We start from the raw sequence: 12,205 nt of genomic DNA on the forward strand, positions 1-12,205 counted from the left end.
ATGGGACAAGCAGTTGAAACGAAATATATTAGTGTAGAAATTGAACGTCAAGATACAACGGATTCACAACCATATTGGGAAAAATTCAACGTACCTTACCGTCATGGTATGAACGTAATTTCTATATTAATGGAAATTCAACGTAATCCAGTAACTGCTGATGGTAAAAATACATCTCCAGTTTCATGGGACATGAACTGCCTTGAAGAAGTTTGTGGTGCATGTTCAATGGTTATTAACGGTCGTCCTCGTCAATCATGTTCAGCGTTAGTTGACCAACTAGAACAACCTATTAAATTACAACCAATGAGCACTTTCCCTGTCGTTCGTGACCTACAAATCGACCGTAGCCGCATGTTTGATTCACTTAAAAAAGTTAAAGCATGGGTTCCAATCGATGGTTCTTATGATCTTGGTGAAGGTCCACGTATGCCAGAACGCAAACGTGAATGGGCTTATGAATTATCTAAATGTATGACTTGTGGTGTTTGTCTTGAAGCATGTCCTAACGTGAATACTCATTCTGATTTCATGGGACCAGCTCCACTTTCACAAGTGCGTTTATTTAATGCTCACCCAACAGGTGCAATGAACAAAGACGAACGTCTAGCAGCTATCATGGGCGAAGGCGGTCTTGCTAACTGTGGTAACTCTCAAAACTGTGTAGTTGCATGTCCAAAAGGTATTCCTTTGACTACTTCTATCGCATCTTTGAACCGTGCTACTACAGTACAAATGTTCAAAAACTTCTTTGGTTCTGACCATATGGTGGACTAATCTATTATTGAAAAGTAACAGATTAGAAACTTTTAAAACAGCTTCACACTTTTGTGTGAAGCTGTTTTTGTGTTATCAATAAAATATTTATCCGTGTTTGTCGTTGGAATTTTCTGTTATAATTAAATGAATAACTGTTCATTTTTCAAAGGGGGAAATATCATGCAATCATCATACATTAATAATATGGAAGAATGGAAAAAGGGGTTTTCATTTTCAGTACCTGTGCAAGTAAGGTTTTCAGAGACTGATATGTTTGGACATATGAATAATACAGTACCAATCACATATTTTGAATATGCTCGAATTGAATTTCTAAAGCATCTTGGTTTAATGGGAAAATGGACGCAAGGAGATGAAGGAGCTATTCCTGTTGTGGCAGATATTCAATGCGATTATGTGAAGCAAGTGTACTTTGAAGAGCAATTGAGTATTTTTGTAAAAATAGAGAATATCGGCAACTCATCATTAGATCTACATTATTTAGCAATCAATAATATGGAAGAGATATGCTTTACAGGACGTGGAACAATTGTGCAAATGAGCCGCCAAACTGGAAAGTCTATACAGTGGAATGAAACGCAATTACAAAGTGTTCAAGCATAAAATTTGAATAGCCGTCACCGCTTTGCTACTTCCGACATACGCTACATGGAAGAGGGGATTGGAGGGCCGCGTGTGATGAGTCATTCACATCATCGTTCATTGCTAACAAAGCGTGAACGGGAAATTTTTCAATTACTAGTAAAAGACTTTTCGACAAAGGAAATAGCCACACAACTTCACATAAGTGAAAAAACTGTGCGCAATCATATTTCCAATACTATCCAGAAACTCGGTGTGTCAGGCCGTGCACAAGCGATGATTGAGCTTCTTCGACTAGGAGAATTGTCTTTAGGATGATTGTGCTCTTGCCATTTTCGTCAAAACACTTCACAATAAAGGGATAAGTAATCCTTTTGAGGAGTGAAGGTTCACATGACAAATCAAGATCCAAAGTCCACACATGATGCTGAACAAGTAGCATTTTTGGAAAAAGAGCTTCGACATATTTCGGCATTAATTAAGCAGAAAGGTCGAGAAATATTAAGTAACTATACAATTACACCTCCGCAATTCATTGCGTTACAATGGCTGCATGAGATTGGTGACATGACAATTGGAGATTTATCAAATAAAATGTATTTAGCGTTTAGCACGACAACTGATTTAGTCGATCGCATGGAAAAAAATGCGCTTGTTAAACGTATACGTGACAATGAGGATCGTCGAGTTGTTCGAATCCATCTATTAGAAGAAGGCGAACGTATAATTGAAGAAGTGATTGTAAAACGTCAAAAATACTTAAACGACATCGTAACAGATTTTAGTGAAACAGAAGTACTAGAATTATCAAGATTACTACACAAACTATATAACGAAATGAACCAGGATTGAGGCGGTTAACGTGAATGCTCCCATCGGAGTGATTGATTCAGGTGTTGGTGGACTAACCGTTGTAAAAGAAATGCTACGATTACTACCGAACGAATCCATATATTATATTGGTGATACTGCAAGATGCCCGTATGGACCACGTTCACAAGAACAAGTGAGAACCTTTACATGGCAAATGGCGGACGCATTGTCAAAAATGAATATTAAAATGCTTGTCATTGCTTGCAATACCGCAACTGCAGTTGCTTTAGAAAGCTTGCAAAAGAAATGTCCGTTCCCAGTTATCGGTGTTATTAATGCAGGTGCTAGAGCGGCGATTAAAGCGACGAAAAGCCATGACATTGTAGTCCTTGGTACAGAGGGCACAGTGAAGAGTGGTGCATATGATGAGGCGCTCTATTCACTTTCTTCATCTAGTAGAGTAACATCACTAGCCTGCCCGTCATTTGTTCCTTTAGTGGAAAGTGGCGAGTACGAAGGGGAATTTGCTGACCAGTTAGTAAAAGAAAGTTTACAACCATTACATCAAACAAGTTTTGATACGGTTATTTTAGGCTGTACACATTATCCACTTATTCAGCGGAATATTGAACAGACAGTAGGTGAACATGTTCATGTTGTCTCTTCAGCAGAAGAAACAGCTAAGGACGTCCAAGATCTACTGAGTTATCATCATATCGCAAGAATGGAACAATTAGCACCAGAGCACCGTTTCTTTACGACGGGCTCTGTGCCGATGTTCCAATTAATTGCGAACAAATGGCTACCACTTCAGAAGATACAAGTGAAAAGAATTACTTTAAAAAAGTAATAGCGTAAATAATATAGTAAAAGCCCGAAATGATGGACATTTCGGGGTTTTACTATGAATAAAAACAACATAATTGGAGGTACATCATGACAAGAAATGATGGACGTAAAAAAGACGAGCTAAGACCGATTCAAATGGACAAGGACTATTTAATGCACCCAGAAGGCTCTGTTTTAATAACAGTAGGGAATACGAAAGTTATTTGTAATGCAACGATTGAAGAAAAAGTACCACCATTTATGCGAGGTGAAGGAAAAGGTTGGGTAACAGCAGAGTATTCAATGTTACCAAGAGCAACTGAATCACGAACTCGTCGAGAAGCATCAGCTGGTAAAATCGGCGGTCGTACAATGGAAATCCAACGTTTAATTGGACGAGCTTTACGTGCGGTTGTGGATTTGGAAAAACTTGGGGAAAGAACAATTTGGGTCGACTGTGATGTTATTCAAGCAGATGGAGGCACTCGTACGGCTTCTATAACAGGTGCCTTTGTGGCAATGGCAGATGCAGTAGCGAAACTACAAGACGCAGGTAAAATTACGCACTACCCATTAAAAGATTTCTTAGCAGCAACAAGTGTAGGTATCGCAGCTGAAGAGGGCGCTATTTTAGATTTAAATTATCTTGAAGACTCGGCAGCAGAAGTGGATATGAATATTGTTCAAACAGGTAAAGGACAATTTGTAGAGCTACAAGGTACTGGTGAAGAATCTACATTTACTCGTGAACAATTAAATGAGCTTTTAGCATTAGGTGAATTAGGCGTTCAACAATTAATCAGTTCTCAAAAAGAAGTGTTAGGTGAAGTAGCACTACGCATTGAACGTAATATGGAGGCAGTAAAATGAAACAAGTCGTAATCGCAACAAAAAATAAAGGGAAAGCGAAGGATTTTGAAGCAATTTTCGGTCCTTTAGGCTTTGAAGTCGTAACATTATTTGATGTAGCACCTGATTTAGAAATCGAAGAAACAGGGACAACTTTCGAAGAGAACGCCATTTTAAAAGCTGAAACAGTAGCTAACTTACTTGGTAAAATCGTCATTGCTGATGATAGTGGCCTACAAATTGATGCATTAAACGGTGAACCAGGTGTGTACTCAGCGCGTTATGCAGGTGATCATGATGATGAGGCAAATATGCAAAAAGCATTGAAAAACCTTGAAGGTGTAAAAGAAGAAGATCGTACTGCACGTTTTTGTTGTGCACTAGCTATTGCTGGACCAAATCAAGAAACAACAACTGTTTTTGGTACTTGCGAAGGTTTGATTTTAACAGAAAAACGCGGTACAAATGGTTTCGGTTATGACCCAATCTTCTTTGTACCACAACTTAACAAAGCTATGGCAGAGTTAACACCTGCTGAAAAAGGAGCCATTTCCCATCGAGGTAATGCCATTCGTTTATTAGCGGATCAATTGCCAACTTGGGTATCAGAAGTGGAGTGATAAATGATGAGAATTCTAGTAATGAGTGACACCCACAGTGACGCTGCCGTTATAGAACAAGTCGTTTCAAATGTTCAGGATATCGATGCTGTGTTCCATTGCGGCGATAGTGAACTATCTTTTAATGCTGATGAATTACGTAATATGTACAAAGTAAGAGGGAATTGCGATTACGATAAGCAATTTCCAGAAGACGTCATTGAAGAAATAGATGGACAAAAAATCTATATGACACACGGCCATTTATACAACGTCAAACTGACTCTATTACCACTTTCATATCGTGCGGCAGAAGTAGGTGCTAACCTCGTGTTATTTGGCCACTCACACGTGCTAGGAGCGGAGTTAATAGATGATACGTTGTTTGTTAACCCAGGAAGCCTTCGCATGCCTAGAGGTCGTATAGAAAAGAGCTATGCAATCATCGATTTTGACGGTACACAGTGGCAAGTTACATTCAAAACAGAAACAAATGAAACCATTACACAAAAGAATTTTTCTATACTAAAAAAATAATGTTGACACTTTCAAATATCTGATATATACTAAGTATTGTCTTTCCCGTTGGAACGCGGGATTGCACATTTGTCTCAGTAGCTCAGCTGGATAGAGCAGCGCCCTTCTAAGGCGTCGGTCGGGGGTTCGAATCCCTCCTGGGACGTAATAATATACACTATGTACGTTGGTATAACAGTGTATATAAACATTAGGGATCAGGTCAGGGCTTCGGTCATTGAATCTGAATCCCTTTTTTGTTCCCACAATATTTTATGTATATGAACTAGATTATCTTCCGATTTATTTGAATAGGTTAGAAGTTTATATAAAGTCGCTAGACACGTCTTAAGGTTAGATTCAATTGAAAAGAGCCAAGCTCATTTTTTATTATTTTCATTGCTGAATGAATATAGGGTATACTTTTATAGTCCTATAATTTGCAGATAAAGTAGGAACTTAAAATTAATTGAAAGTTTTATTGGAGGTTTATTATGAATTACATAATCAGTAACAAACAAGTATTTGAACAGGCACAGCTACGTCCGGTTTCAGACGTTCAATTTAGTGAAGAAGAACTTCAAAACGGTATGAAGCTAGCTGTTTCTAAGGTTGATGAGACTCTCTCTTTGTATTTAGTAGATATAGATGGACAAAAGAAATTCGATGTTCGTTGGGATGATTCCTCAGAACTTTTCAACGGCTGGTATTCTGCTTGGGACAATTTCTCTTGGTGCCTTAATATAGTTAATAGTGAAAAATGATTGATTAAATAATATCGACTAAAAATGAATAAGAAAGAGGAGAAGGATTACTGTATTATAAGTAATTCTTCTCCTCTTTTTCTATCTTCTTTCGCTTCACCCAAAAAGGTGTACCTTTTTGAGATGGCTAAAAGATATATGTAATATGTTCAGAAAGGTAGCTATTTCTTTCTTTTTTCAATTCTTGTTGGATATCTATACTTAATTCTTCATGTCCCTCTTTTGAAGAAGTTCGTCCATTTTTAACTTCCCATTAAATAACGCATCTATCCACAAAGTTGAGGCACCAATTGCACCCGAAAAACTTCCGAGGTTTGAAGTAGTAATTTCAAGATTCCGGGTATTTGTATATAGTGATTTTTGGTTAACGGCATCTTCTAAAGGTTGAATAATAAATTCGTTCCCAATAGAGACTTCGCCTGTCAAGATAATTTGCTGAGGATTAAAAAGATTTACTAATGTAGAAATTCCAATCCCTAGATAGTGTCCTGCTTCTTTCAGTGCCTGTTTAGACAAATCATCGCCAATAGTTGCTGCTCTAAAAATATGTTCTAAGGTTATTGAATCAGGGTGATTATTTGTTAATTCTAATAATATGCTATCAAATCCCTGGTTAATCTTTTTTCGTACCCCATTTAATATTGCTGACTCGCTTGCTACGGTTTCGAGACAGCCGTAGTTTCCACAAGAACATTTAAGTCCGTCTCCAATTACAGTTATATGACCAATTTGTCCACCTCCATAGTCTGCTCCGTGAAAGAGATTACCGGAGATCATAATCCCAGTTCCAATCCCATAATCTACATTCATAACAATAAAGGAATTTTGATCGACCCCTTTACCAAACCAACGTTCAGCAAGAGCGAGAACATTACAGTCACTATCTACAAGAACAGGTAAGTTTAATTTTTTTTCTAGGATTTCGGAAATAGGTACGTCACGCCAACCGAGGTGAGGCGGATAGATAGCAATCCCGTTAAATGGGTCGACAATCCCGTGCATTCCAACCCCGACCCCAATTATTTTATTTTTTTTGATTTTTGACTTTTTTATGATGTCTTCAACTAAAAGTCTTACTTCTTCAAGTACATGGTCGGAATCGATATTATTACCGAATGGTTTTGTGAGACTATTTTTTACTTGTCCATTCAAGTTTATAATAACTATTTTAATGGATTCAGAATGAATCGTAATACCAATTATGTAGAAAGCATTAAAGTTTAGTTGGTACATAACGGGAAAGCGACCACGTTTTATCGGTGTTTGGCCAAGTGTATTTATTAGGTCATAACTTTCAAGTTCTGAAAGGATACTTGTAATTGATGGAACTGTTAGCTTCGTGATTTTGGATAACTCTGTTTTAGATAATACCTCTTTTTCTTTTAGCATCCTAAGGACCAATGAAGAGTTCGTTTGACGCATCATATCTCTATCAAACTTTTGATTATTTGACAATAGAATCACACTTTCCTTATTTATATTTTATAATTCAATTTTCGCATAGCGAAATCAGTAAATACAGTAATAGTAACTCTATAATACTACAAATAAATACAATTGGATAAATGCAATTATTATTGACTTTATAAAGTGAACTTAGTAAAGTATATATTAATTACTGAATAGTCTGATTTTTCCGTAATTTGATTTTCGTGGTTTGTTGCTGTTGTAGACTATTCTTTTTTGAAATCAAGGAATAAATTTCTTTTGCATTGTGTCTTACAAGTAGCTAAGACATGAGCGCTCTTCCCAGTGATTACTCACTTCTTTATATGAGTTTATTTGGATATTCATAGGCGTATACAGTGGTTGAGTCAGTAATTATCACATTGTCAATGGATGCAATTTTAATACTTTTACAATGTTTTTGTAGAGAGAGTAGCTAAAGGTTCAGTGAAATAATACTTATTTGAAAGTAGGAGAAACTATGAAATTAGAAGATTACGTAGTGATTGTAACGGGGGCTGGTCAAGGTATGGGCCAAGGAATTGCACAAGAGTTTGCAAAAGAAGGAGCAACTGTTGTGATTGCTGAACTAAATGTTGCAAATGGTAAGGCAGTTGAAGCCGCAATTAATAATGCAGGTGGGAAGGCGCATTTCATTAAAACAGATGTAGCTGATGAAGGAAATATTGAAAATATGGTAAATGAAGTAATTGGTCGCTACGGAAAGATAGACACATTAGTAAATAATGCCGGGGTTACGTTATTTAAACCATTGCAAGATATCACTACAGAAGATTGGGATACTGTAATAAATATTGATTTAAAAGGAACTTTTCTTTGTTGTAAATATGTTTCAAAATACATGATGCAAAAAAATAGAGGATCAATAATAAATATTTCCTCTAACCATTCAATTTCAACTTTACCTGATACTGAAGTTTATGCTGCGGCTAAAGCAGGGGTAAACGGAATGAGTAGGAGTATGTCTTTAAGTTTAGGGAAATACGGAATTCGAGTAAATACGATATGTCCTGGTTTTACTGATACACCACATCATCAAAAGTGGCTAAGTAACCATGAGGACCCAATAGAGGTTAATGAGTACGTACTTTCGCTTCATGCAACACCAAGAATCTCTACTCCCTATGATATTGGTAGATTGGCTGTTTATCTTGCTTCGGATGAAGCTGAAATGGTAACAGGTTCTGATCTTGTAATAGATGGGGGAGTCACCTCGAGATTGTATAATTCTTAAATAAATAAATCATGTTCATTTTAAATGTGAGGAGGCAAGTGAATGGAAAATAAGGCGATGTTGGTTTTAGATTCTCAATCGGCACTTGGGGAAGGACCTCATTGGGATCACAAAAAAAATATATTATATTGGGTAGATATTATAGGGGCGAAATTACATATCCATGACCCGGAAAAAAATGATAATCATACAATTCAATTTGATCAATTTATTAGCGCGGTAGTCCCGGAGCAACCGGGGCAATTAATATTGGCCATGCAACATGGGCTATATAGGTATAACATTGCTTTGAATCGGCTAACTAAAATATGTAATCCCGAAGAAGATAAAGTAAGTAATCGCTTTAATGACGGGAAATGTGATTCAAAGGGACGCTTTTGGGCTGGGACAATGGATTTGGATGGTAAAAAGGATTGTGGTTCATTATATCGATTTGATACAGACGGGAGGATCACAAAGGTTTTATCACCAGTTAGTATTTCTAACGGTATCGCATGGAGCCCAGATAAAAAATTTATGTACTTTATTGATACTCCTACTAATAAAGTATCTACCTATAATTATGAAGAAACTACGGGGAATATTTCATATCATGGAACTGGTGCGGAAATTCCTGTGGAAATGGGAAGTCCTGATGGAATGACGATAGATGCGGAGGGAATGATTTGGGTAGCACATTGGGGAGGGGCGATGGTTTCTCGCTGGGATCCCTATAGTAGTAAGCTTTTAGATACGATACAAATAGCCGCTAAGAATGTAACGTCCTGTACGTTTGGTGGTGAAAATTTGGATGAATTATTTATAACGACTGCAAGGGATGGTCTTAATGAGGATGATCTTGCTGCCTATCCTCAATCAGGAGGGCTATTTAAAGTGAAGACTAGTGTAAAAGGGTTGCCAGCAAATCATTATGGTAGTCAGTAAACCTAGATGAGGTGAAAAAATGGATGTTGTTAGTATAGGAGAAACGATGGTATCGTTTACGCCGAATACAAATGGACAAATGAGATATGCTAAACAATTTTCAAAAAGAGTTGCAGGTGCGGAGACTAACACACTGATTGGTTTAGCAAAGTTAGGACATCAGACAGGTTGGATAAGTAACGTTGGAAATGATGAATTTGGATTAGCTATTCTTTCGTCTATTCGTGGAGAGGGGGTAGATACTTCCCAAGTTAATATATCCCTTAATTCACCAACAGGTTTGCTCTTTAAAGAATATTTAAATGAAGAGCATATACAAGTTCATTATTACCGAAATTATTCAGCAGCAAGTAAATTAACTCCAAATGATGTAAGCGAAGAATATATTGCTAAATCAAAATATCTTTATATTACTGGTATTACACCAGCCCTGAGTGAGTCATGCAAAGAGACCATTTTTTATTCGATTAATATCGCAAAACAACATAATGTGCCTGTCGTATTTGATCCAAACTTGCGTACAAAGCTATGGGATGAGGTTATTGCAAAAAAAACACTGTTAGCAATTGCAGAGAAATCTAATATCATTTTACCAGGCCTACAAGAGGGTAAATTCTTATTTAATGAAAGTAGCCCTCAAAAAATTGCCCAGTCCTTTCATAATCTTGGTGCAGAGAAGGTTGTTATTAAGCTTGGAGAAAAAGGTGCTTATTATTCTACTGGTAGCGAAAGTGAATATGTACCCGCATTCCATATTAAAAAAGTAGTGGATCCCGTTGGTGCAGGGGATGGATTTGCGGCAGGGTTTATTTCAGGGCTTCTTGACGAGTTGCCAATAAGTGAGGCAGTTGCTAGGGCTTGTATAATTGGAGCGGTTGTAACCACTGTAAGTGGTGATATTGAAGGTTTACTAGATCGAGAGGGTTTAGCAAAATTTACTCAATCTTTTAGTTCAGATGATGTTTTACGTTGATTAGCAAACGAGGAAAAAATTAAGGAGAATACATTATGAATATTTTATCATCAATTCAAGAACAAAAGATCGTAACTATTATTCGAAATGTTCCCCCTAGAGACATATTAAAAGTTGTAAGTGCATTGAGTGAAGGTGGAATAAGTGTAATAGAAATAACATTAAACTCACCAAATGCACTATCAATGATTAGTGAAGTAACGGCCCAATTCGGGGACAAAGTTATAGTTGGTGCAGGTACAGTACTTGATTCGGAGTCTGCTCGTGCTGCAATTCTAGCAGGTGCAAAGTTTATTGTGTCCCCAACTGTAGATGAAGAGACAATTAAAATGACCAAAAGATATGGTGCAATCAGTATCCCTGGGGCATTCACACCAACAGAAATCCTAAAGGCTTATGAAGCGGGAGGCGATATAATTAAAGTTTTCCCGGCATCTTTAGGCACTAGTTATATTAAAAATATTCTTGCACCTCTTCCGCAAATACCATTATTACCGACCGGTGGTATAGATGAAACTAATATTAATCAATTTATTAAAGCTGGCGCGATTGGTTGTGGAATCGGATCATCCCTTGTTAATGCTGATGAAAAAATTAATGAAGAATATTTAACGCAACTAACTAAAAAAGCAAAACGATTGCTCATTGAGGCAAATAAGGGGTAAATAAAGCTTTATAAAAGAAGGGAGTACGAAAATTGAAAATCACCAAAATGGAATGCTTTGTAGTTCCTCCTCGTTGGTTATTCCTAAAAATTGAAACTGACTCAGGTATAGTTGGTTGGGGTGAACCAGTGGTTGAAGGAAGAGCTAGGACAGTGAAAGCTGCCGTAGAAGAGTTAAGTGAATATCTTATAGGAAAAGACCCAATGAGAATAGAAGATCATTGGCAAATGTTGTATCGATCTGGTTTTTATCGTGGTGGACCTATTTTAATGAGTGCGATTGCAGGGATCGATCAAGCATTATGGGATATTAAAGGGAAATATTTCAATGCGCCAATTCATCAATTGTTAGGCGGTGCTTGTAGAGAGTCTGTCCGTGTATACTCCTGGATAGGTGGAGATAGACCGGCTGATGTAGGGATACAAGCTAAGGAAAAGAAGGATGCTGGGTTTACTGCGATTAAAATGAATGGGACAGAAGAACTGCAGTATCTAGATTCTCATAAAAAAATTGATGACCTTATCGAGAGAGTTTCATCTGTGCGTGAAGCAGTTGGAAATGATTTTGGGATTGCAATTGATTTTCATGGTCGCATTCATAAACCATTAGCTAAGTCTATCATTAAGGAACTAGAAGTATTTCGGCCAATGTTTATTGAGGAACCTGTACTTGCGGAGAATAACGAAGCATTACGTGAAATTGCGCATGCTACAACAATACCAATTGCTACAGGTGAGCGTATGTATTCGCGTTGGGATTTTAAGAAGATATTATCTGATGGATATGTTGATATTATTCAGCCCGACCTCTCTCATGCAGGCGGTATAACAGAGTGCAAAAAGATTTTTGCAATGGCTGAAGCATATGATGTTGCTGTTGCACCACATTGTCCACTTGGTCCAATAGCACTTTCAGCATGCCTACAAGTTGATGCAACGGCTCATAATGTTGTTATTCAAGAACAAAGTCTGGGTATTCACTATAATCAGGGTAGTGATTTAATGGATTATCTTCGCGATTCTTCAGTTTTTGAGTATAAGGATGGTTATGTAGATAATCTAACTGGCCCGGGGCTTGGTATCGAAATAGATGAGGATTATGTCCGTCAAAAAGCTGAAGTTGGTCATAACTGGAGAAATCCGGTTTGGAGGCATCAAGATGGAACTATAGCAGAATGGTAGTTTGAGCATCGTGATTATTTTTTGAATACT

15 protein-coding genes and 1 tRNA gene are annotated in these 12,205 nt (G+C 37.3%); 15 read left to right on the forward strand and 1 reads right to left on the reverse strand.

Annotation, left to right across the window (positions count from 1 at the left end):
* The 10 genes from sdhB (at position 1) to MHH85_RS03130 (ending at position 5,731) form a co-directional block, all read left to right on the forward strand.
* Complete coding sequence (gene sdhB, locus MHH85_RS03085; RefSeq protein WP_053416559.1) at positions 1 to 777, forward strand: succinate dehydrogenase iron-sulfur subunit; 777 nt, start codon at positions 1 to 3, stop codon at positions 775 to 777.
* Between the two features lie 162 nt (positions 778 to 939).
* Positions 940 to 1,383 (forward strand): acyl-CoA thioesterase, encoded by a 444-nt coding sequence (locus MHH85_RS03090; RefSeq protein WP_340705904.1) that lies wholly within the window; start codon positions 940 to 942, stop codon positions 1,381 to 1,383.
* Positions 1,384 to 1,458: 75 nt separating this feature from the next.
* On the forward strand, positions 1,459 to 1,680 hold the full coding sequence (locus MHH85_RS03095) for a helix-turn-helix domain-containing protein (protein WP_038187611.1): 222 nt from the start codon (positions 1,459 to 1,461) through the stop codon (positions 1,678 to 1,680).
* A 75-nt stretch (positions 1,681 to 1,755) separates the two neighbouring features.
* The gene (locus MHH85_RS03100; RefSeq protein WP_038187608.1) at positions 1,756 to 2,214 is read left to right on the forward strand and encodes a MarR family winged helix-turn-helix transcriptional regulator; all 459 of its coding nucleotides are present in this window, start codon (positions 1,756 to 1,758) and stop codon (positions 2,212 to 2,214) included.
* A gap of 10 nt (positions 2,215 to 2,224) precedes the next feature.
* Positions 2,225 to 3,025 carry a glutamate racemase gene (racE, locus tag MHH85_RS03105; RefSeq protein WP_193740662.1) on the forward strand — a complete coding sequence of 267 codons (801 nt, stop codon included), beginning with the start codon at positions 2,225 to 2,227 and terminating at the stop codon, positions 3,023 to 3,025.
* Positions 3,026 to 3,111: 86 nt separating this feature from the next.
* On the forward strand, positions 3,112 to 3,873 hold the full coding sequence (gene rph, locus MHH85_RS03110; protein ID WP_340705906.1) for a ribonuclease PH: 762 nt from the start codon (positions 3,112 to 3,114) through the stop codon (positions 3,871 to 3,873).
* Positions 3,870 to 4,472, forward strand: a complete 603-nt coding sequence (locus MHH85_RS03115) for an XTP/dITP diphosphatase (RefSeq protein ID WP_193740660.1) — start codon at positions 3,870 to 3,872, stop codon at positions 4,470 to 4,472. The genes rph and MHH85_RS03115 overlap by 4 nt, the downstream gene beginning before the upstream one ends.
* Before the next feature lie 3 nt (positions 4,473 to 4,475).
* Positions 4,476 to 4,988 (forward strand): metallophosphoesterase, encoded by a 513-nt coding sequence (locus MHH85_RS03120; RefSeq protein ID WP_340705907.1) that lies wholly within the window; start codon positions 4,476 to 4,478, stop codon positions 4,986 to 4,988.
* Between the two features lie 71 nt (positions 4,989 to 5,059).
* Positions 5,060 to 5,133, forward strand: a tRNA-Arg gene (locus tag MHH85_RS03125).
* Positions 5,134 to 5,461: 328 nt separating this feature from the next.
* A complete protein-coding gene (locus MHH85_RS03130) occupies positions 5,462 to 5,731 on the forward strand; it encodes a hypothetical protein (RefSeq protein WP_053416553.1) in 270 nt (89 codons plus the stop codon).
* A 201-nt stretch (positions 5,732 to 5,932) separates the two neighbouring features.
* Here MHH85_RS03130 and MHH85_RS03135 read toward each other — a convergent pair whose 3' ends face one another.
* On the reverse strand, positions 5,933 to 7,186 hold the full coding sequence (locus MHH85_RS03135; protein WP_340705908.1) for an ROK family protein: 1,254 nt from the start codon (positions 7,184 to 7,186) through the stop codon (positions 5,933 to 5,935).
* Positions 7,187 to 7,658: 472 nt separating this feature from the next.
* On the opposite strand from MHH85_RS03135, the gene MHH85_RS03140 reads away from it, so the two are divergent.
* From MHH85_RS03140 to dgoD, 5 genes are read left to right on the forward strand one after another with little or no spacing between them, the layout of a single operon-like run.
* Positions 7,659 to 8,432 carry an SDR family NAD(P)-dependent oxidoreductase gene (locus MHH85_RS03140; RefSeq protein ID WP_340705909.1) on the forward strand — a complete coding sequence of 258 codons (774 nt, stop codon included), beginning with the start codon at positions 7,659 to 7,661 and terminating at the stop codon, positions 8,430 to 8,432.
* A 42-nt stretch (positions 8,433 to 8,474) separates the two neighbouring features.
* Positions 8,475 to 9,356 (forward strand): SMP-30/gluconolactonase/LRE family protein, encoded by an 882-nt coding sequence (locus MHH85_RS03145; RefSeq protein ID WP_340705910.1) that lies wholly within the window; start codon positions 8,475 to 8,477, stop codon positions 9,354 to 9,356.
* Between the two features lie 19 nt (positions 9,357 to 9,375).
* A complete protein-coding gene (locus MHH85_RS03150) occupies positions 9,376 to 10,329 on the forward strand; it encodes a sugar kinase (protein ID WP_340705911.1) in 954 nt (317 codons plus the stop codon).
* Between the two features lie 35 nt (positions 10,330 to 10,364).
* Positions 10,365 to 10,994 carry a bifunctional 4-hydroxy-2-oxoglutarate aldolase/2-dehydro-3-deoxy-phosphogluconate aldolase gene (locus MHH85_RS03155; protein WP_340705912.1) on the forward strand — a complete coding sequence of 210 codons (630 nt, stop codon included), beginning with the start codon at positions 10,365 to 10,367 and terminating at the stop codon, positions 10,992 to 10,994.
* Positions 10,995 to 11,026: 32 nt separating this feature from the next.
* Positions 11,027 to 12,175, forward strand: a complete 1,149-nt coding sequence (dgoD, locus tag MHH85_RS03160; RefSeq protein WP_340705913.1) for a galactonate dehydratase — start codon at positions 11,027 to 11,029, stop codon at positions 12,173 to 12,175.
* The last annotated feature ends 30 nt before the right edge of the window (positions 12,176 to 12,205 follow it).

The sequence above is a fragment of the Viridibacillus sp. FSL E2-0187 genome, assembly GCF_038006425.1.
In the GTDB taxonomy this organism is placed as follows: Bacteria; Bacillota; Bacilli; order Bacillales_A; family Planococcaceae; genus Viridibacillus; species Viridibacillus arvi.

Bases quoted from the DNA above. Each gene is read 5' to 3' on its own strand.
- sdhB (WP_053416559.1), top strand. From the start codon at position 1: ATGGGACAAGCAGTTGAAACGAAATATATTAGTGTAGAAATTGAACGT.
- MHH85_RS03090 (WP_340705904.1), top strand. From the start codon at position 940: ATGCAATCATCATACATTAATAATATGGAAGAATGGAAAAAGGGGTTT.
- MHH85_RS03095 (WP_038187611.1), top strand. From the start codon at position 1,459: ATGAGTCATTCACATCATCGTTCATTGCTAACAAAGCGTGAACGGGAA.
- MHH85_RS03100 (WP_038187608.1), top strand. From the start codon at position 1,756: ATGACAAATCAAGATCCAAAGTCCACACATGATGCTGAACAAGTAGCA.
- rph (WP_340705906.1), top strand. From the start codon at position 3,112: ATGACAAGAAATGATGGACGTAAAAAAGACGAGCTAAGACCGATTCAA.
- MHH85_RS03115 (WP_193740660.1), top strand. From the start codon at position 3,870: ATGAAACAAGTCGTAATCGCAACAAAAAATAAAGGGAAAGCGAAGGAT.
- MHH85_RS03120 (WP_340705907.1), top strand. From the start codon at position 4,476: ATGATGAGAATTCTAGTAATGAGTGACACCCACAGTGACGCTGCCGTT.
- MHH85_RS03130 (WP_053416553.1), top strand. From the start codon at position 5,462: ATGAATTACATAATCAGTAACAAACAAGTATTTGAACAGGCACAGCTA.
- MHH85_RS03140 (WP_340705909.1), top strand. From the start codon at position 7,659: ATGAAATTAGAAGATTACGTAGTGATTGTAACGGGGGCTGGTCAAGGT.
- MHH85_RS03145 (WP_340705910.1), top strand. From the start codon at position 8,475: ATGGAAAATAAGGCGATGTTGGTTTTAGATTCTCAATCGGCACTTGGG.
- MHH85_RS03150 (WP_340705911.1), top strand. From the start codon at position 9,376: ATGGATGTTGTTAGTATAGGAGAAACGATGGTATCGTTTACGCCGAAT.
- MHH85_RS03155 (WP_340705912.1), top strand. From the start codon at position 10,365: ATGAATATTTTATCATCAATTCAAGAACAAAAGATCGTAACTATTATT.